This is a genomic window from Streptomyces sp. PSU-S4-23, from assembly GCF_055632315.1.
In genome coordinates, this window is record NZ_JBVMUU010000002.1 from 5,995,973 (window position 1) to 6,015,124 (window position 19,152).

Here is a 19,152-nt window from a genome sequence, read left to right on the forward strand (position 1 = left end):
AGGGCTGTCGTACATTCTCGGTGAAACCTGTGTCACGACGGAGCGCGTGCCGATCAGCCACGTGTTCTGTGCTCCCCCCGCTCCAGCCACCCCATAACCACCTGATGTGCCCGCCAGCCATCCGGAAACTTGGGCGGCACATCCAGGTACACCGGACTGCTCCGCGGATGTCGGTCCAGCAGGTCGCGGATGCCGGCGCGGGCCACCACGATGCAGGCGAAGCGGTGGCGGGAGAGCAGGACGCACAGACGGCCCGTCTCCAGGTGGAAGGCGGAGGCGTCCTGGCGGCCGGACAGCGGGTGCCAGACCAGGGTGACGTCGAACTCGCGGCCCTGGAGGCGGTTGGCGGTGTCCACGGTGATGCCGGTCAGGCCGCGGGTGGCGAGGCGGGAGCGGACCGCGTCCGCCTGGACGGTGCGTGCCGTGCCGATCGCGATGCGGTCCGCGGTCAGGGGCTCCCCGTTGACCAGCGCGCCGCGCTGAAGCAGCCGAGCCGCCGTCGCCGCGAGGGCCTCGGCCACCTCCGGGTCCTGGTCCAGGGTGTGGCGGGCAGGGAGTTCGAGGTGGCCCCAGCCGGAGGCGGCGGCCCGGGCGAGGACGTCGTCCAACGGGTCGGAGCCGTGGGGCATGGTGGCGTACGACAGCACGCGCTCCGGTGCCGTCGTGCCGGGGACGAACCGGTAGAAGGGGTAGAAGGCCTGCTCGACCAGGGGTGCCGCCGTCTCCGGGAGGCGCCAGGAGACGGGGAGCTGGTGGCGGACGAGGTCGGGGTTGTGGGCGAGGGTGACGTCGATCGCGTTGCGCAGGGGATCCCAGGTCAGGCCGTGCCAGCGGTCGGTCTCCACGGTGGCGAAGGGGTCGAGCTGGCCGGGGTCGCCGACGAAGAGGACCTGCGAGTCGTCCTGGGCGAACAGCGGGGCCGTCGCCAGGAGCCCGTCCGAGCGCATCTGGTACGCCTCGTCGACGATGACCCACCGCCATGGCGCGCACGTGGCCGGGGTGACGAACGACCACTTCTTCGCGGTGGACACCACGACGGGCAGGTCGCGCAGGTCCGTCACCTGGCTGCTCCCGGTGACGTTGGGGTGCCGGGTGACGCGGGGCGGGAGGACGTGGCCGCCGGCGTGGAGGCGGCCGAGCGCCAGGCCGGGATGCTCCCGCGCGATGCGGTTCACCAGGTCGTCGACCTGTTCGTTGGTCTGCGCGACGATCATGAGCTGGTGGCCCGCGGACGTCAGGTGCCCGGTGGCCTTCACCACCAGCGTGGACTTCCCGGCTCCGGGAGGCGAGTCCACCACGACGCCCCGGCCGGGCGCGGTGTCGAGACTGGTCAGGATCCCCGCGACCGCCCGGTCCGCGCGTTCGCCGGGGGTGAGGGCTTCGGGCTCCCCGGTGTCGGGAAGGAGGGCGGTCACTCCCAGGTCTCCTCTGCGTCCTCGTCGGTGGGTTCGTACGGTTGGGGCGGACCGCCGTGGGTCCAGGGGGTGTTCTCCTCGTCGGGCAGGGCGGACGGCATGGCGGTGGGGTTGAGCGTGGTGTACGTCAGCTCCTCGCCGGTCTCCGCGAGGGTGCCGGCCGGTGCCGGGGGTTTGCGCTTTCTCTCGAAGCCGCCCTCGAGCTGGAGCAGCACGGTGTGGCCGCCGTCGTCCTCCTGCCGTACCTCGAGGATCCGGGCTCCTTGGCCGGGCCGGGCGGGGGACTTCACCTCCGTGCCGACCGCGAGGCCGACGCGGGTGTCGGTGCGGAGGGTGATCGTCGGGCGCCACACCGGGGAGCCGGGACGGGCGCCGGGGATGAAGCGGTTCTCATCCCTGGCCGTCACCGTGCCCGTGAACGCCTCGCCGGTCAGCTCGTACTCCGCCATCACCAGCGGGTCGTCGTACGCGCGCTGCGCCTCGTAGCGGGCGAGGGCGTCCTCCAGCCGGGCCAGGCGGCGGGCGGCTCTGACGGCCTGGTCGCGGCGGGCCTGCGGGTGGCCGTCGGCGTCCAGGTACTCGGCGTACTCGGAGAACCAGCGCCGGTCGAGGGTCCAGCGGCCGGGGACGTGGGTGCCCTCCGGCAGCTCGCGGATCAGCTCCACGCCGCGCCACATCAGCCGCCAGGTGGGCAGCATCTGGCCGCTCAGCTCACGGTCGATCTGGCGGCCGACGGCCTCGCGTCCGCGGTCGTCGGACGCCTCGTCGTAGCGCGTCATCAACTCGTGCAGGGTTCGGTCGAAGACCGGGTCCGTGGACGGACCGGCCGGCGGCCACACGGCGGGGTCCTCCGCCTCCCGCGCCGCCCGCGCGCCGTCGCTGCCCTCCGGCGGATCGATCCACGCGAGCAGGGACGCGAGGTGGGAGTCCTCGGAAGGGCTCTGGCCCGTGGCCCAGTGCGCGGCAAGCAGCCGGGTCATCGCGAGCAGCACGCTGGAGTCCGGGAACTCGGCCAGGTCCGCGAACCAGGTCAGCCACTTGCCGAGGGCCGGCACGGACGGGTCGACCGCGTACGGCCCCTCGGTGGCGCGCAGTCTGGTCAGCCGGCCGAGTAGGCGCACGTACGCGATGCCCTCGCCGTTCGGCACGAGGAGTTGCGGAGCCCGCTGGAAGCGCAGGCGTTCCTCCTTCTCCTTGCCGCGGCGGACGGTGTAGGGCTCTGTCTCCGTCCGGCATCCGTCGACGTACGCGAGGAGGAGCGCGGCGAGGCGCTCGGCGAACCGGAAGCGTTCGGCGCGGTTGCGCGGCTGGCGGACGGTGAGGAGGGTCGGGTGCTCGGGGTCCGTACCCGCCAGCGCGGCCAGGGGCGCGCACGCCTCGCCGGCGAGGGTGAGCGGCACCAGGACGAACGGCTTGTCGTCCAGGTGCTGGTGGCGGACGGTCGTCAGCGGTTCGGCACGGCCGGTACGGGACGCCGTGAGCGCCGCGACGGTGGACAGGACGCTCATGCGGCCCCCCGGCGGAGCCGGCGCAGCCGGGCGGCGTCGCGCAGCCGGGCGGCGGCTTCCGCCTCTGCCTCACCCGGGGCGGCAACGCCGTCCAGGTAGTCGAGCGCAGTGCGGGTGGAGTCGATGCCCGGCAGGTCGTTGCGTACGCCATTGCCCAGGCGGGCCGGGGAGGCGCATCCGTCGGCCTCGTCGCGGCAGTAGCGAGCCATCTCGCAGAAGGACAGGCAGGAGGGCGTGTACGACGCGTCCAACGCCTCCAGAGAGGAGGAGAGTTCGTCCATGTCTCGGGTCGTGTCCAGGGTCGCCGTCTCCGGGAGTGCGGCCGCGAGGTCCTCCGCGCGCCGCAGCCGCGAGAGCTGGAACTGGAGGGCGTCGAGTTCCTGCCGGAGGTCGATCAGGCGGCCGTAGGGGCGGTTGGAGAAGTCCTTGGGGCAGACGAGCAGGAACTCGTGGGAGATCTGCTCGGTGGGCAGGCCGGCGGTGCCGAAGGCGCGGCGCAGGGCGAGGACGTACACCGCGGCCTGCTTGGCCGCCTCGGCGACGGCGGTCGGGTTGGCCTGGCCGTCGATCGCCGCGAACGAGCGGATGACGACGACGTGGAACTTCCCCCCGATGCGGTGGGTGAGCGCGTCCGGCTCCAAGTACGCCGTCTGACCGGCGACTTCGAGGGTGAGCACGGGGCGGTCGAGGATCAGCCGTACGTCCTGACCGGAGGCCACGTGCGCGAGGAGACGCCGGGTCTCCCCCTCGCGCATGTGCAGGGCCGTGTTGCCCCCCACCTCGTTGAGGTCGGTGACATGGGCCTCCTCGACGCGGACCGAGAGCTGCTCGCGCAGCAGCCGGACGAGTTCAGCGTAGCTGCCCCACTTTACGAGGTCGTGGAACGCCTGTTCGCGGGCGAGGGCGAAGGGTGACTGGCCGAAGCGCGGCTCGTATCCGACCCGCTGGGCGAGCAGTGCCTTGTCCACTCCGGCGGCGTCGAGGACGGCGCGTCGGGCGCAGGCGGGATTGGCGGTCAGGGCGGTGATCTTGCGGGCGGTGTACGGCTGAGGGGGCTGCGGTCCGCGTAGTCGCGTGAGTCGGTCGTCGGGAGGGTCGGACTGCTGCGAGGGCATCGTCTCTACTTCGGGAACGTCTTCGGGAGCTCACCGGCGTGCGAGGCGTCTGACGTCATCGCCGTCGGGAAGGGGGCGTCAGGACAGGGTCCCACCCGCGTCGCGCAGGGCGTCACGCATCGGCGCCGCACCGAACAACTGCTGTGTGTCGACGAGTTGGGTGCGGGCGCGCTGCGCGGCCGCTTGTCGCTGCTGGTCGTCCTCCTGCTGGTGGACGGCCGCTTCGGCGCGGGCGGCCGCGATCACGCGGGCGGGGTCGGGTTCCGGGGCCGCGGCGTCGTAGGCACCGGGGATCGTGAGGGCGAACCGGCGCAGCAGCCGCCAGGCGGCGTCCGGGGCCGGATGCCCGGCGGTGGTGAGTCGCTGGATCTGCTCGGCGGTTCCCACCGCGTGGGTGAGGAAGTCGGCGCGCGGGCTGAGCGGGCCGATGATCCGCCGTTCCACGGGCCAGGTGGACAGGGCCAGGAGTCCGCGTGCGGGGACGAGACGGTCGTGGGTCAGCGCCGCGCAGATGTAGTACGGGCGGGCATAGCCCTGTGCCGTGAAGGAGCGCTCCTCGTCGCGGCGGAGGGACGCGAGTTTGGTGGCGACCAGCGGCTCGGTGAAGAACGCCTCGTACGTGGACGAGATGACCTTCGGGGAGGCGGGGGCGCCCAGCAGGGTGAGTGCCTGGTGAACCTGTTCGCGGATCGGGATGGAGCCGTGCGTCGGGCGCTCCTTGCGGCGTGGTTCGCCTGTGGTTGCCGATGCCTCCGGGGTCGGGGATTCGGTCAGGAGTGCCTCGCCGTCCGGTCCCGCCTCGGACTCGAGGGCGTGCTCCCATGCGACCTCGGCCTCGCGCAACGCGCGACGGATGCGTGCGGTTTCGGCCTTGTCCCGTGCGCGCACGGCACCGCGCAGCTCGGTGCGCAGGTGGGACAGGCGCTGCTCGAGCTCCTCCAGTGATGCCGCCATGCGGGGCAGCTTAGCGCAGAAACCAACGTGTGCCAAGAATTTCCAATGAGTTCCAAGATTCCTGCTGCGGGCGTTGCTGTAGCTGCTGGTGCCACCGCCTTCGTTGTCGCGCTGCTGCCGGTCAGTTTCACAAGCGAGGTGGACGGAGGGACGTATTCATGCGGAGCGGCGGTCTCCGCGGCTTTCCACGAGTGGCCGGGGTGCCGGGACGCTGCTCCTCCATACCTGATCATTGCAGTCTTGATCGCTGCTGCGGGTGCGGTGGCTGCCATCGTCATGGCCAGCAAAGACGAGTGATTTGGGGTGCTGACCTGCTAGTTGACTCCCCAAGATCATTACGTCGTCATTACGTGATCACTGGCAAACGCCTGCTTCCGGCGGCGTCTGCCTGCACATGCAACAAGACCCCGGCCTCAGCGTTTCCGCTGGTGACGGGGTCTTTGGGCACCTCATGCTGGGTGCCCCCGGCAGGATTCGAACCTGCGCACACGGCTCCGGAGGCCGTTGCTCTATCCCCTGAGCTACGGGGGCGTGTCTCGCGGTGTTCGCGGCGACGGGTAGAACCCTACCAGCTCTGTCGGCCTCGTCATGAACGGTTTCCTGGGGGTCCCGCCGGGTGCGGCTCCCCCGGACGGGGTGGAAGTGGGGAAAACCCGGACGCGACCCCCGGTGCCCACCTACTCTCGAGTTGTGTCAGGCGCGTCCGGCCGGGTTCTTGTTGTGGACGACAACAAGGTCATCCGGCAGCTGATCAGGGTCAACCTCGAACTGGAGGGTCTCGAGGTCGTGACCGCGGCTGACGGTGCCGAGTGTCTGGACGTCGTGCATCAGGTGCGGCCCGATCTGATCACCCTGGACGTGGTCATGCCGCGGCTCGACGGGCTGCGGACCGCCGCGCGGCTTCGCGCCGACCCCCGTACGCGTGATCTGCCCCTCGCCATCATCAGCGCCTGCACGCAGCACGAGGTCGAGAGCGGTCTCGGTGTCGGCGTCGACGCGTTTCTCGCCAAGCCCTTCGAGCCGACTGAACTCGTACGGCTTGTGAGGGAACTGATGGAGCGTCGAGGGCCGGGCGATGTGGGTCCGTCCGCCGTCGGGGGCGCCTTCGAGGTGGAACCGGGCGCGTCCGGGCGCGCCGGGCGGGCAGGCCACGCCGGGTGTGCCGGCGGCTGAGGTCGGTCATCGGTCATCGGCCATCGGTTTCCGGGCAGCCCGTGGTCCCCGCTCCTCCGCGGCCTGCGGCCCCCGCCGTCCGCCCCCATGGCTCCGCAGCCGCCCTACGCAAGCCACCGCACCCCCATCCCAGTGCGCCCGTGCCACTGCCTTGTCCCGCATCCGCAGTGCCACACCGGCTCCCCGTCCCACATCCGCAGTCCCACGTCAGCCCCCCGTCCCACATCCCGGACCCAAGCCAAACCTGCTCGCATACCCACCCCCCTCCTCCCATACCCTTGTCCCGTGACTCCCGTCGAGCTCTCCCGTACCGTGCTGCGCGCGGTGCGTACTGCTGTGGACGGCGGGGAACTGAGCGTGCCCGTGCCCGCACGTGCCGTGGTCACTCCGCCCGGGCCCGGTGGCCGTGGCGACTACGCCACCAACATCGCCCTTCAGCTCTCCCGCCCGGCCGGACGGGCCCCTCTCGACGTCGCCGAGATTCTGCGGCCCCACATCCGAGGCACGGCCGGTATCGCCGACGTCGAGATCACCGGGCCCGGCTTCCTCAACATCCACCTCGAACGGGCCACCGCCACCAGCGCCCTCGTCCGCGAGATCCTCGACCGCCGCAGCGGGGGAGGCGGCCGTCCCGGCGGCAGCCCCGGCGGCCGGCACGGCCGTCCCGGCGGCGGAACCGGCGACCGCACCGCCGGCCCGCACGGCCACACCCCGACCCCGTACGGTCACACCCCCACCCTCACCCACCAGGTGATCCGACTCCGCATCCCCTACGACATCCGCGCCGAAGTGGTGGCCGACACCCTCGTCCGCGTCATCGCCACCCAGGGCGGCCGCGCCGAGGTCCACCACGCGCGCCCCGGAGAGCCCGTCGACCTCCGCCCCGTCCCCGCCCCGGAGGATCCCGCCCCGCTCGGCGCCGACGCCGCCCGCTGGGCCCTGCTCCACCCCGCCCTGCACGACCGGCCCCGGATCACCGCCGACCATCTGCTGCAGCGCGAGAGCAACCCCCTCTTCCGCGTCCGTTACGCCCATGCCCGCGCCCGTGCGCTCGCCCGCAACGCCGCCCGGCTGGGCTTCGACGCCGTCCCCGGCGATGTCTGCGACGGGACACTCGGACCCCACACGGCCGATGGGACACGCGGACCCCACACCACCGATGGGACACACGGACCCCACACCACCGATGGGACACACGGACCCCACACCACCGATGGGACACGCGGACCCCACCCGGCCGAAGGGACACGCGGACCACACCCGGCCGACGCCACGCCCCTACTCCAGACCCTCGCCGCCTACCCCCCCACCCTCACCCAGGCGGCCGCCCACCGCGCGCCCGATCGGCTCGCCCGGTATCTCGTCGGTGTCGCCGACGCCCTGCTCGCCTTCCAGCACACCGTGCTCCCGCTCGGCGACGAGAAACCCTCGGCCGCCCACCGGGCCCGGCTCGCCCTTGCCGAAGCCGCCGGGACGGTGCTGGCCGGCGGTCTGTCCCTGCTCGGCATCAGTGCCCCCGACTACCTTTGAGACCCGCGAGAAAGCACCGACCGTCATGAGCCGTTCAGCACACCCCGCCGGGCCCCGCCACGCCGATGTCCTGCCCGAGGGCCACTACTCCGCCCCGCCCGCCGACCTCAACGCCCTGGACGCCAAGGTGTGGGCCCAGACCGTCGGCCGCGGCGACGACGGCGTCGTGACCGTCGGGGGTCTCGACGTGAAGACGCTCGCCGAGCGGTTCGGGACTCCCGCCTACTTCGTCGACGAGGCCGACTTCCGGGCCCGGGCCCGGGCCTGGCGCTCCGCCTTCGGGGCCGACGCCGATGTCTTCTACGCCGGCAAGGCGTTCCTCTCCCGAGCCGTCGTGCGCTGGCTGTACGAGGAAGGGCTCAACCTCGACGTGTGCTCCGGCGGTGAGCTCGCCACCGCGCTCGCCGGCGGCATGCCCGCCGAGCGCATCGCGTTCCACGGCAACAACAAGTCCACCGAGGAGATCACCCGGGCGATCGAGAGCGGTGTCGGGCGCATCGTCCTCGACTCCTTCCAGGAGATCGTGCGCGTCGCCCACATCGCCGAGTCGCTCGGCAGGCGGCAGCGGGTGCAGATCAGGGTCACCGTCGGGGTGGAGGCCCATACGCACGAGTTCATCGCCACCGCCCACGAGGACCAGAAGTTCGGGATCCCGCTCGCCGGCGGGCAGGCCGCCGAGGCCGTGCGGCGTGCGCTGCGGCTCGACGGGCTCGAACTCGTCGGGATCCACAGCCACATCGGGTCGCAGATCTTCGACATGTCCGGGTTCGAGGTCGCCGCCCACCGCGTGGTGGGGCTCCTCAAGGACATCCGGGACGAGCACGGCGTCGAACTCCCCGAGATCGACCTCGGCGGCGGGCTCGGGATCGCGTACACCAGCGACGACGATCCCCGTGAGCCGCACGAGATCGCCAAGGCCCTCGGTGAGATCGTCTCCCGGGAGTGCGAGGCCGCGCGGCTGCGCACCCCGCGTATCTCCGTCGAGCCCGGGCGCGCCATCGTCGGGCCGACCGCCTTCACGCTGTACGAGGTCGGCACCATCAAGCCCCTCGACGGGCTGCGCACATACGTCTCCGTGGACGGCGGCATGTCCGACAACATCCGCACCGCGCTGTACGACGCCGAGTACAGCGTCGCCCTCGCCTCCCGCGCCTCCGACGCCGAGCCCATGCTGAGCCGCGTCGTCGGCAAGCACTGCGAGAGCGGGGACATCGTCGTACGCGACGCCTTCCTGCCCGCGGACCTGGCGCCCGGTGATCTCATCGCCGTGCCGGCCACGGGTGCGTACTGCCGGTCCATGGCCAGCAACTACAACCATGTGCTGCGTCCGCCCGTCGTCGCCGTGAGCGACGGCGAGGCCCGCGTGATCGTCCGTCGCGAGACGGAGGAGGACCTCCTGCGCCTCGACGTCGGGTGACGGCAGGAGCAGGAGCAGGAGCAGGAGCAGGAGCCGGGAGCAGGGGCCGGGGGCGGCGGAAGATCTTCCTGTTCACCGCCGCTGACAAAATGAAATAAACGTCTCACGATCCGGACGAAGGGCAGAAACTCCCGTCCGGTGAGTGAGACTGGTCAAACCGTAGACCGCATGAGGAAACGAGGTCGGATGATGCGTACGCGTCCGCTGAAGGTGGCGCTGCTGGGCTGTGGGGTTGTCGGCTCAGAGGTGGCGCGCATCATGACGACGCACGCCGACGACCTCGCGGCGCGGATCGGGGCGCCCGTGGAGCTGGCGGGGGTCGCGGTCCGCAGGCCCTCCAAGGTGCGTGAGGGCATCGACCCCGAGCTGATCACCACCGATGCCACCGCCCTCGTCAAACGCGGCGACATCGACGTCGTGGTCGAGGTCATCGGGGGGATCGAGCCCGCCCGTACGCTCATCACCACCGCCTTCGAGCACGGCGCGTCGGTCGTGTCCGCCAACAAGGCCCTCCTCGCCCAGGACGGGGCCGCGCTCCACGCGGTGGCCGAGGAGAACGGCAGGGACCTGTACTACGAGGCCGCCGTCGCCGGGGCCATCCCGCTGATCCGGCCGCTGCGCGAGTCCCTCGCCGGCGACAAGGTCAACCGGGTGCTCGGTATCGTCAACGGGACGACCAACTTCATTCTCGACAAGATGGACACCACGGGGGCCGGGTACCAGGAGGCCCTCGACGAGGCCACCGCCCTGGGATACGCGGAAGCCGACCCGACCGCCGACGTCGAGGGGTTCGACGCGGCCGCCAAGGCCGCCATCCTCGCCGGGATCGCCTTCCACACCCGTGTGCGCCTCGACGACGTCTACCGCGAGGGCATGACCGAGGTCACCGCGGCCGACTTCGCCTCGGCGAAGGAGATGGGCTGCACCATCAAGCTGCTCGCGATCTGCGAGCGCGCCGCCGACGGGGGCTCGGTCACCGCGCGCGTGCACCCCGCCATGATTCCGCTGACCCACCCGCTCGCCTCCGTGCGCGGTGCGTACAACGCCGTCTTCGTGGAGTCCGACGCCGCCGGTCAGCTCATGTTCTACGGGCCCGGCGCGGGGGGTGCGCCCACCGCGTCCGCCGTTCTGGGCGATCTCGTCGCCGTGTGCCGCAACCGGCTCAGCGGTGCCACCGGGCCCGGTGAGTCGGCGTACGCCGCCCTGCCCGTCTCGCCGATGGGGGACGTCGTCACGCGGTACCACATCAGCCTCGACGTCGCGGACAAACCGGGTGTTCTCGCCCAGGTCGCGACCGTGTTCGCCGAGCACGACGTCTCGATCGATACGGTTCGCCAGCAGGGCAAGGACGGGGAGGCATCCCTCGTCGTCGTCACCCACCGTGCGTCCGACGCGTCCCTGGACGGGACCGTCGAGGCGCTGCGCAGCCTCGACACCGTGCGGGGTGTCGCCAGCATCATGCGGGTTGAAGGAGAGTAACCAGCAATGACCCACCAGTGGCGCGGAATCATCGAGGAGTACCGGGACCGGCTGCCGGTGTCGGACGGTACGCCGGTCGTCACCCTCCGCGAGGGCGGTACGCCGCTCGTGCCCGCGCAGGTGCTCTCCGAGCGCACCGGCTGTGACGTCCATCTCAAGGTGGAGGGTGCCAACCCCACCGGGTCCTTCAAGGACCGCGGCATGACCATGGCCATCTCCAAGGCCAAGGAGGAGGGTGCGAAGGCCGTCATCTGCGCCTCCACCGGCAACACCTCCGCGAGCGCCGCCGCCTACGCGGTGCGCGCGGGCATGGTGTCCGCCGTCCTCGTGCCGCAGGGCAAGATCGCGCTCGGCAAGATGGGCCAGGCCCTCGTGCACGGCGCGAAGATCCTCCAGGTGGACGGCAACTTCGACGACTGCCTCACGCTCGCCCGGGCGCTGTCCGACAACTACCCGGTCGCGCTGGTCAATTCGGTCAACCCGGTGCGCATCGAGGGCCAGAAGACCGCGTCCTTCGAGATCGTGGACATGCTCGGCGAGGCGCCCGACATCCATGTCCTGCCGGTGGGCAACGCGGGCAACATCACCGCGTACTGGAGAGGCTACAAGGAGTACGCGGCCGACGGCATCGCCGGGCGGACCCCGCGGATGTGGGGCTACCAGGCGTCCGGTTCGGCACCCATCGTGCGCGGCGAGGTCGTCAAGGACCCGTCGACCATCGCCACCGCCATCCGCATCGGCAACCCGGCGTCCTGGAAGTACGCCCTGGCGGCGCGGGACGAGTCGGGCGGCCTCATCGACGAGGTGACGGACCGTGAGATCCTGCGCGCCTACCGGCTGTTGGCCGCGCAGGAGGGCGTCTTCGTGGAGCCCGCCTCCGCGGCGTCCGTGGCCGGTCTGCTGAAGGCCGCCGAGCAGGGCAAGGTCGACCCGGGCCAGACCATCGTCTGCACGGTCACCGGCAACGGCCTCAAGGACCCCGACTGGGCCGTCGCAGGCGCCCCGCGGCCGGTCACGGTCCCGGTGGACGCGGCGACCGCGGCCGAGCGGCTCGGACTCGCGTAACCGGGCCGTTTGCGGGGGATAACCCTGTTGGCACCCGACAGAGGGGGCACAGGGGGCTTACGACACGCATCGTGCGCCTCCTGTGCGCCCTATGTCGCCACAGAACCTTCCTTCGATAGGCTGTACTGAACCCGCCCGCCGCATATGCCGCGGTGCCGCGCCGTCCTTGCGGCCTTCGGGTCTTCCGCACGTATCGAATGTCATTCGACCATCACGCAGCTCAAGGAGAGTCATCGAGCGATGGCCGGTCCAGCCTTCCGCGCCGCCGCCGTCCGGGTGCGCGTCCCCGCCACCAGCGCCAACCTCGGCCCGGGCTTCGACGCCCTCGGCCTCGCGCTGGGGCTCTACGACGACGTGGTCGTCCGGGTTGCCGACTCCGGGCTGCACATCGACATCGCAGGTGAGGGCAGCGAGACGCTCCCGCGTGACGAGAGTCACCTCCTCGTGCGGTCCCTGCGTGCCGCCTTCGACGTCCTGGGCGGGCAGCCGCGCGGCCTGGAGATCGTCTGCGCCAACCGCATCCCGCACGGCCGTGGCCTCGGCTCCTCCTCCGCCGCCATCTGCGCCGGCATCGTCGCCGCCCGCGCGGTGACGATAGGCGGCGACAGCCGGCTCGACGACGCCGCGCTCCTGGAGCTCGCCACCGAGATCGAGGGCCATCCGGACAACGTCGCCGCCTGCCTGCTCGGCGGCTTCACCATCTCCTGGATGGAGCGCGGCGCCGCGCGGGCGATCCGCCTGGACCCCGCCGATTCCATCGTTCCGGTGGTTTTCGTACCCGGAAAGCCGGTCCTGACCGAAACGGCCCGCGGACTGCTCCCGCGCGCCGTGCCGCACGTCGACGCCGCCGCCAACGCCGGCCGCGCCGCCCTGCTGGTCGAGGCCCTCACCCGGCGCCCCGAGCTGCTGCTGTCCGCCACCGAGGACCGCCTCCACCAGGAGTACCGCGCCCCGGCCATGCCCGAGAGCGCGGCGCTCGTGGAGCGGCTGCGGGCGGACGGGATTCCCGCGGTGATCTCCGGCGCGGGCCCCACGGTCCTGGCGCTGGCCGACGGCGACAGCGCCGACAAGGTGGCCGACCTGGCGGGCGAGGGCTGGGCCGCCAACCGGCTGGAGCTGGACAGCCAGGGAGCGAGCGTGCTGCCGCTTGCGCCCTGACACACGGTTGCCGGATTTCGAGAGGGGGAATGTTTGTTGGATCCGGTAGTGTTAACCTCAAGTCTGCACCCGACCCCGCCATGGCGAGGTGCTTCGTGTCCCCGTCCGGGACAACCATTCTTCCGGGAGCCTCCCAAGTCGCCCTGTGTTCCGTATCTCGTACGCGCGCGGTACGTCGTACGCGGATGCTGAGCGGGTTGCCGAGCACGCTCCGGAATCGGCGTGACCGAGCCGCGTGACACAAAACCGGGTGCCACGGCTTCGGGAAGCGCCATCACCAGATATTTCCTCCGCCGCTTTGGCGGACCACCGCCCCGGCACGGTCCACCCAGACGGGACCGAAGCCGGACAGCACAACCGGTCGCCGAGCCAGACAGGCCGACGTCCGCTCCAGGGAAGGACCCTTCGTGAGCGACACCACCGATCTGATGGGCGCACGTGTCGAGGAGACCGCTGCCGCGCCCGCCACGGACGCCTCCGCGCCTGCCACCGGTGCCGGCTCCCGGCGGCGCCGCGGTACCGGCCTCGAGGGCATGGTGCTGGCCGAGCTGCAGCAGGTCGCATCGGGCCTCGGTATCAGGGGCACGGCGCGCATGCGCAAGAGCCAGCTGATCGAGGTCATCAAGGAGGCGCAGGCCGGGGGTGCCTCCCAGGCCGCTTCGGGCGCCGGGGGAGGAGGCGCGGCCAAGGCCGCGGACGCCACCGAGGCCAAGCCGAAGCGCCGGGCCACCTCCCGGACCCGTACCGGCGACGAGGCCGCCGCGGCGGCCGAGCCCAAGGCCGAGCAGGCCGTGGCCACGGCCACGCAGCAGATCGAGATCCCCGGCCAGGGAGCCGGCGACGACACAGGCGCGGAGCGCCGCCGTCGCCGCGCCACGGCCGAGGCCGGCAGCCCCGAGACCGTCACCGCCGAGGCGAAGGGCGAGCCGAAGGCCGAGACCCCGGCCCAGCCCCAGCAGGCGCAGCCGCAGGGCGACGCCGGTGAGGGCGGCGAGGGCCGTCGCCGCGACCGCCGCGAGCGCGGCCGTGACCGTGACCGCCGGGGCAAGGGCGACGACCAGCAGCCGGGCCAGGGCGGCCAGCCGGGCCGGCAGCAGGGCCAGCAGCAGGGCGGCGGCAGGCAGGACCGTCAGGACCGCCAGGACCGTCAGGACCGTCAGGACGACGACGACTTCGAGGGCGGCCGCCGGGGCCGCCGCGGCCGCTACCGCGACCGCCGGGGCCGCCGCGGCCGCGACGAGATCGCCGAGCCGCAGCTCGCCGAGGACGACGTCCTGATCCCCGTCGCGGGCATCCTGGACATCCTCGACAACTACGCCTTCATCCGCACGTCGGGCTATCTGCCGGGTCCCAACGACGTGTACGTCTCCCTCGCCCAGGTCCGCAAGAACGGCCTGCGCAAGGGCGACCACGTCACCGGCGCGGTCCGCCAGCCGAAGGAGGGCGAGCGCCGCGAGAAGTTCAACGCGCTGGTCCGCCTCGACTCCGTCAACGGCATGGCGCCCGAACACGGCCGCGGCCGCCCGGAGTTCAACAAGCTGACCCCGCTGTACCCGCAGGACCGGCTGCGCCTGGAGACCGACCCGGGCGTGCTGACCACCCGGATCATCGACCTGGTGTCGCCGATCGGCAAGGGCCAGCGCGGTCTGATCGTGGCCCCGCCGAAGACCGGCAAGACCATGATCATGCAGGCGGTCGCCAACGCGATCACCCACAACAACCCCGAGTGCCACCTGATGGTCGTCCTCGTCGACGAGCGTCCGGAAGAGGTCACCGACATGCAGCGGTCGGTCAAGGGCGAGGTCATCTCCTCGACCTTCGACCGCCCGGCCGAGGACCACACCACGGTCGCCGAGCTCGCCATCGAGCGCGCCAAGCGGCTGGTCGAGCTGGGCCACGACGTCGTCGTGCTGCTCGACTCGATCACGCGTCTGGGCCGTGCGTACAACCTTGCCGCCCCGGCGTCCGGCCGCATCCTGTCCGGTGGTGTCGACTCGACCGCGCTGTACCCGCCGAAGCGCTTCTTCGGCGCGGCCCGCAACATCGAGGACGGCGGCTCGCTGACCATCCTCGCCACCGCCCTGGTGGACACCGGGTCCCGCATGGACGAGGTGATCTTCGAGGAGTTCAAGGGCACCGGCAACATGGAGCTCAAGCTCGACCGGAAGCTCGCCGACAAGCGCATCTTCCCGGCGGTGGACGTGGACGCGTCCGGCACCCGTAAGGAAGAGATCCTGCTCGGCGCCGAGGAACTCGGCATCGTCTGGAAGCTGCGCCGGGTGCTGCACGCGCTCGACCAGCAGCAGGCGATCGAGTTGCTCCTCGACAAGATGAAGCAGACGAAGTCGAACGTCGAGTTCCTGATGCAGATTCAGAAGACGACGCCGGCTCCGGGCAACGGCGACTGAGCCGAGGCCGGCCGTCCGCGGTGCTGTGAAGTCCCGCTCTGTCACCTGGGTGACGGGGCGGGACTTCTGGCTTGTGCGATCAGCACATCTACTTCCCGAAGACCGCACCTGGCTCTTCCCGCGGCTGCCGCCGCACTCGCTCCGGGCAGAACGGTCCTCGCGGCCGCACCCGCCCAGGCGTCCGGCACGACCCCGCTCCCGCCCCGGCCGGCCGCCACCGAGAAGCCCAGCGCCTCTCAGGCCGACCTGCTGAAGCGGATCCGGCGGCCCGCACGCCCGCCGGTCAGGCCCACGAGTACTACTCGCTCGGCGACAAGGTGCCCTACCTGGGCAACCGCGTCTCGCTGGGCGACTGGAGCGGACTGAGCCTGGTGCGCCAGGCCGACCTGAACCGCGACTTCTACCAGGACTACCTGTACCGCACCTCGGACGGTGTCCTGTACGACTTCGCGTTCAACGGCAGCGACCGCTACGAGTCGATCCGCATCGGCGGCGGCTGGTCGAGCTACGCCATCACCGGCAAGGGCGACTACAACAACGACGGCAAGCCCGACCTGCTGGCGCGGGACGGCTACGGCGTCCTGTGGCTGTACCCGGGCACGGGCACCGCCTCGCGGGCGCTCGGTACGCGGATCAAGATCGGCAGCGGCTGGAACACGTACAACACCTTCGCCACCGCCGGTGACATCACCGGCGACGGCAGGCCCGGCCTGCTGGCGCGGGACGGTTCCGGTGTGCTGTGGCTGTACAAGGGCACCGGCACGGCCCCGGCCGTGTTCAAGAGCCGGGTCAAGGTCGGCAGCGGCTGGGGAGCCTTCAACCTCTTCGGCTGATCCCGCCGGCACCGCCGCAACAGTGCTCAGGGCCGCTCCCGCGACGGGGGCGGCCCTGAGCCGTACGAGCGCGGACCCGGGGACCCGGGCCGGCCGCGGGCGGGCCCAGGCGCGCTCCGGGGAGTGTCCAGGGTGCGTTCGGGGGCCCAGGTGCGCTCCGGGGAGCGTCCAGGCGCGTTCCGGGGCGGGTTCGGGCGCGTTCCGGGGAGGGTTCGGGCGCGCTCCGGGGAGGGTCGAGACCTCCGCGCGGGGCGCCGTGGCGGCGTGTGCCGGGGCATTGTGCAACCCTTCTCCCGGTTTCTCCGTCTGACCGGTCGGAGTGACCATGGAGCGATGGGGTCACTCGCCAGGTGACCGACCGGACCAGGACCGAGGAGCACATGCCCGCCGAGAGCACGCCGGACTCCGGCATACCCGAGGACGCCGCGAGCGGCCGGCCCCACCGGACCGGGGGCCGCCGAGGGGAGCGCGGCACACGGCGCAGGCCCCTCCTCGTCGCCGCCTGGATCGCGGCGGGGATCCTCGTGCTCGGCGGCACCGGCGTCGGCTACCTGTACGTCAAGCTCAGCGGCAACATCAAGAGCGTCGACATCGACCAGGCCCTGGGCAACGACCGGCCCGCGAAGATCGACAACGGCTCCGAGAACATCCTGGTCCTCGGCTCGGACAGCCGCTCCGGCGGCAACAGGGCGCTGGGCGGCGGCACCGACGACGGCAGCGCCCGCTCCGACACGGCGATGATCGTGCACGTCTACAAGGGACACAAGCGGGCCGGTGTGGTGTCCATCCCGCGCGACACCCTCGTGAACCGCCCCGAGTGCACCGACACCAAGGGCGTCACCCACGCTGCCGCCCCCGGCTCCATGTTCAACGAGGCGTACTCCGTCGGAGGCGCCGCCTGTGTCGTGAAGACCGTGGAGTCGATCAGCGGCATCCGCATGGACCACTACATCGAGGTCGACTTCACCGGCTTCCGGAAGCTGATCGACGACCTCGGCGGCGTCCGCGTGACCACCACCGAGGACATCGACGACAAGAGCAGCCACCTCGACCTCAAGGCCGGCACCCACACCCTCGACGGACGGCAGGCGCTCGGCCTGGTCCGCACCCGGCACGGCGTGGGCGACGGCTCCGACCTCGGCCGCATCCAGCTCCAGCAGGCATTCGTCAAGGCCCTCGTCGACCGGGTCGGGCACCTCGGCGCCCTGTCCGACCCGGCCAGGCTGGTGGAGCTCGCCGACACCGCGACCAAGGCCGTCACCACCGACTCCGGCCTGGCCTCCGTCAGGGATCTGGCGTCCTTCGCGGGCGGGCTGAAGGACATCGGCTCCTCGCACATGACCATGGTGACGATGCCGGTCCGGTACGACCCGGCGAACCCCAACCGCGTCATCATGGCGACGGCCGGGGCCGGGCTGGTGTGGGACGCCCTGAGGAACGACGCGCCGATCCCGGCGAGCGCGACGAGGGGAACGGCCACGGGCGAGGCCAAGGGCGTCGTGACCTCCTCGTGAGCGGTCGCGGGCGAGCGGGAATAGATCGCCTGTGCCCCCGGTTTTGGGGGATACGGCCAGTCCTGGCAGACTGGTGCGTCGGTTCCGGTTCACGCGTCCGCACCCCGCGGCCGCGACCCGGCGCCCTCCCGGAATCTAGGAGACACCTTGAAGCGCGACATCCACCCCGCGTACGTCGAGACGCAGGTCAGCTGCACCTGCGGCGCGTCGTTCACCACCCGCAGCACGATCGATTCCGGCACGATCCGGGCCGAGGTCTGCTCCGAGTGCCACCCGTTCTACACGGGCAAGCAGAAGATCCTCGACACCGGTGGCCGTGTGGCCCGCTTCGAGGCCCGCTTCGGCAAGGCTGCCGCTGCCAAGAAGTAGCGAGCCCACAGCGCCGGTCTCCGGTGCCCCCGCAGGATCCAGCGGGGGCGCCGGGACCGGCGCTTTGCGGTGCAGCCACTGTTCGTCGTACACACGTCCCAGACGCTCGCCCGGGCGGGGGACATCGCATGGGAGCCGGAGATGTTCGAGGCGGTCGAGGAACTGGTCGGAGAGCACGCCGACCTGGAGAAGAAGCTCGCCGATCCGTCGGTCCACGCCGACCAGGCCAACGCGCGCAGGCTCAACAAGCGCTACGCCGAGCTCACCCCGATCGTCGCCGCGTACCGCTCCTGGAGGCAGACCGGCGACGACATCGAGACCGCGCGTGAACTGGCCGCCGACGACCCGGAGTTCGCCGCCGAGGTCAAGGAGCTGGAGAAGCAGCGCGAGGAGCTGACGGAGAAGCTGCGCTTTCTGCTGGTCCCGCGCGACCCCAGCGACGACAAGGACGTCATCCTCGAGATCAAGGCGGGCGCGGGCGGTGACGAGTCCGCCCTGTTCGCCGGCGACCTGCTGCGCATGTACCTGCGGTACGCCGAGCGCGTCGGCTGGAAGACCGAGATCATCGACTCCACCGAGTCCGAGCTCGGCGGCTACAAGGACGTCCAGGTCTCCGTGAAGTCCCGCGGTCACACCGAGCCCGGCCAGGGCGTGTGGGCCCGCCTGAAGTACGAGGGCGGGGTGCACCGTGTGCAGCGTGTGCCCGCGACGGAGTCGCAGGGCCGTATCCACACCTCGGCGGCCGGTGTGCTCGTCACACCGGAGGCGGAGGAGGTCGACATCGAGATCAACCCCAGCGACCTGCGCATCGACGTCTACCGCTCCTCCGGCCCCGGCGGCCAGTCCGTCAACACGACCGACTCCGCCGTGCGCATCACCCACATCCCGACCGGGGTCGTCGCCTCCTGCCAGAACGAGAAGAGCCAGCTGCAGAACAAGCAGCAGGCGCTGCGCATCCTGCGTTCCAGGCTGCTCGCCATGGCGCAGGAGGAGGCCGAGAGGGAGGCCGCCGACGCCCGCCGCAGCCAGGTCCGCACCGTGGACCGCTCCGAGAAGATCCGCACCTACAACTTCCCGGAGAACCGCATCTCGGACCACCGCGTCGGCTTCAAGGCGTACAACCTGGACCAGGTCCTGGACGGCGACCTCGACGCCGTGATCCAGGCATGCGTCGACGCGGACTCGGCCGCCAAGCTCGCAGCCGCGTAAGGACC

General features: G+C 71.5%; 16 protein-coding genes and 1 tRNA gene. 12 read left to right on the plus strand and 5 right to left on the minus strand.

Translation table 11 applies throughout. From position 1 onward, the window contains the following. Positions 1–53 precede the first annotated feature (53 nt). The 4 genes from ACZ79I_RS27430 to ACZ79I_RS27445 all read right to left on the minus strand — a co-directional run bounded on the left by ACZ79I_RS27430 (position 54) and on the right by ACZ79I_RS27445 (position 4,992). Positions 54–1,415, minus strand: coding sequence for an AAA family ATPase (locus ACZ79I_RS27430; protein WP_471500383.1), 1,362 nt, complete (start codon positions 1,413–1,415; stop codon positions 54–56). After that, positions 1,412–2,923, minus strand: a complete 1,512-nt coding sequence (locus tag ACZ79I_RS27435; protein ID WP_471500385.1) for a hypothetical protein — start codon at positions 2,921–2,923, stop codon at positions 1,412–1,414. Before ACZ79I_RS27435 ends, ACZ79I_RS27430 begins: the two co-directional genes overlap by 4 nt. Then, positions 2,920–4,038, minus strand: coding sequence for a hypothetical protein (locus ACZ79I_RS27440; protein ID WP_471500387.1), 1,119 nt, complete (start codon positions 4,036–4,038; stop codon positions 2,920–2,922). The genes ACZ79I_RS27435 and ACZ79I_RS27440 overlap by 4 nt, the downstream gene beginning before the upstream one ends. Positions 4,039–4,116: 78 nt before the next feature. Next, positions 4,117–4,992, minus strand: coding sequence for a hypothetical protein (locus ACZ79I_RS27445; protein ID WP_471500389.1), 876 nt, complete (start codon positions 4,990–4,992; stop codon positions 4,117–4,119). Positions 4,993–5,037: 45 nt separating this feature from the next. Between ACZ79I_RS27445 and ACZ79I_RS27450 the strand changes: the two genes are divergently transcribed. Beyond that, the gene (locus tag ACZ79I_RS27450; protein WP_471500391.1) at positions 5,038–5,289 is read left to right on the plus strand and encodes a hypothetical protein; all 252 of its coding nucleotides are present in this window, start codon (positions 5,038–5,040) and stop codon (positions 5,287–5,289) included. A gap of 162 nt (positions 5,290–5,451) precedes the next feature. Here ACZ79I_RS27450 and ACZ79I_RS27455 read toward each other — a convergent pair. After that, positions 5,452–5,523, minus strand: a tRNA-Arg gene (locus ACZ79I_RS27455). A 57-nt stretch (positions 5,524–5,580) separates the two neighbouring features. Between ACZ79I_RS27455 and ACZ79I_RS27460 the strand changes: the two genes are divergently transcribed. The 11 genes from ACZ79I_RS27460 to prfA all read left to right on the plus strand — a co-directional run bounded on the left by ACZ79I_RS27460 (position 5,581) and on the right by prfA (position 19,147). Continuing rightward, entirely contained in the window at positions 5,581–6,165 is a 585-nt protein-coding gene (locus ACZ79I_RS27460; protein ID WP_471500393.1) for a response regulator, read from the plus strand. A 285-nt stretch (positions 6,166–6,450) separates the two neighbouring features. Beyond that, entirely contained in the window at positions 6,451–7,695 is a 1,245-nt protein-coding gene (nrtL, locus tag ACZ79I_RS27465; protein WP_471500395.1) for an ArgS-related anticodon-binding protein NrtL, read from the plus strand. A 25-nt stretch (positions 7,696–7,720) separates the two neighbouring features. Beyond that, on the plus strand, positions 7,721–9,112 hold the full coding sequence (gene lysA / locus ACZ79I_RS27470; protein ID WP_471500397.1) for a diaminopimelate decarboxylase: 1,392 nt from the start codon (positions 7,721–7,723) through the stop codon (positions 9,110–9,112). A 189-nt stretch (positions 9,113–9,301) separates the two neighbouring features. After that, a complete protein-coding gene (locus tag ACZ79I_RS27475) occupies positions 9,302–10,591 on the plus strand; it encodes a homoserine dehydrogenase (RefSeq protein ID WP_471505252.1) in 1,290 nt (429 codons plus the stop codon). A gap of 6 nt (positions 10,592–10,597) precedes the next feature. Next, positions 10,598–11,656, plus strand: coding sequence for a threonine synthase (gene thrC / locus ACZ79I_RS27480; RefSeq protein ID WP_471500399.1), 1,059 nt, complete (start codon positions 10,598–10,600; stop codon positions 11,654–11,656). A 240-nt stretch (positions 11,657–11,896) separates the two neighbouring features. Further along, positions 11,897–12,814 (plus strand): homoserine kinase, encoded by a 918-nt coding sequence (thrB, locus tag ACZ79I_RS27485; RefSeq protein WP_471500401.1) that lies wholly within the window; start codon positions 11,897–11,899, stop codon positions 12,812–12,814. 407 nt (positions 12,815–13,221) lie between these two features. Then, positions 13,222–15,222: a transcription termination factor Rho gene (gene rho / locus ACZ79I_RS27490; protein ID WP_471500403.1), complete on the plus strand. Its 2,001-nt coding sequence runs from the start codon at positions 13,222–13,224 to the stop codon at positions 15,220–15,222. Between the two features lie 71 nt (positions 15,223–15,293). Continuing rightward, on the plus strand, positions 15,294–16,055 hold the full coding sequence (locus tag ACZ79I_RS27495; protein WP_471500405.1) for an FG-GAP repeat domain-containing protein: 762 nt from the start codon (positions 15,294–15,296) through the stop codon (positions 16,053–16,055). 380 nt (positions 16,056–16,435) lie between these two features. Further along, entirely contained in the window at positions 16,436–17,569 is a 1,134-nt protein-coding gene (locus ACZ79I_RS27500) for an LCP family protein (RefSeq protein ID WP_471500407.1), read from the plus strand. 147 nt (positions 17,570–17,716) lie between these two features. Continuing rightward, the gene (rpmE, locus tag ACZ79I_RS27505; protein ID WP_252422387.1) at positions 17,717–17,938 is read left to right on the plus strand and encodes a 50S ribosomal protein L31; all 222 of its coding nucleotides are present in this window, start codon (positions 17,717–17,719) and stop codon (positions 17,936–17,938) included. A gap of 141 nt (positions 17,939–18,079) precedes the next feature. Beyond that, positions 18,080–19,147, plus strand: coding sequence for a peptide chain release factor 1 (gene prfA, locus ACZ79I_RS27510; protein WP_471505256.1), 1,068 nt, complete (start codon positions 18,080–18,082; stop codon positions 19,145–19,147). The last annotated feature ends 5 nt before the right edge of the window (positions 19,148–19,152 follow it).

What these genes read in the sequence shown, in the direction of transcription:
- ACZ79I_RS27450 (WP_471500391.1), top strand. Translation starts at nt 5,038, where the DNA reads ATGAGTTCCAAGATTCCTGCTGCGGGCGTTGCTGTAGCTGCTGGTGCC.
- thrC (WP_471500399.1), top strand. Translation starts at nt 10,598, where the DNA reads ATGACCCACCAGTGGCGCGGAATCATCGAGGAGTACCGGGACCGGCTG.
- ACZ79I_RS27440 (WP_471500387.1), bottom strand. Translation starts at nt 4,038, where the DNA reads ATGCCCTCGCAGCAGTCCGACCCTCCCGACGACCGACTCACGCGACTA.
- ACZ79I_RS27500 (WP_471500407.1), top strand. Translation starts at nt 16,436, where the DNA reads ATGCCCGCCGAGAGCACGCCGGACTCCGGCATACCCGAGGACGCCGCG.
- ACZ79I_RS27435 (WP_471500385.1), bottom strand. Translation starts at nt 2,923, where the DNA reads ATGAGCGTCCTGTCCACCGTCGCGGCGCTCACGGCGTCCCGTACCGGC.
- prfA (WP_471505256.1), top strand. Translation starts at nt 18,080, where the DNA reads ATGTTCGAGGCGGTCGAGGAACTGGTCGGAGAGCACGCCGACCTGGAG.
- ACZ79I_RS27445 (WP_471500389.1), bottom strand. Translation starts at nt 4,992, where the DNA reads ATGGCGGCATCACTGGAGGAGCTCGAGCAGCGCCTGTCCCACCTGCGC.
- thrB (WP_471500401.1), top strand. Translation starts at nt 11,897, where the DNA reads ATGGCCGGTCCAGCCTTCCGCGCCGCCGCCGTCCGGGTGCGCGTCCCC.
- ACZ79I_RS27460 (WP_471500393.1), top strand. Translation starts at nt 5,581, where the DNA reads ATGAACGGTTTCCTGGGGGTCCCGCCGGGTGCGGCTCCCCCGGACGGG.
- lysA (WP_471500397.1), top strand. Translation starts at nt 7,721, where the DNA reads ATGAGCCGTTCAGCACACCCCGCCGGGCCCCGCCACGCCGATGTCCTG.
- ACZ79I_RS27475 (WP_471505252.1), top strand. Translation starts at nt 9,302, where the DNA reads ATGCGTACGCGTCCGCTGAAGGTGGCGCTGCTGGGCTGTGGGGTTGTC.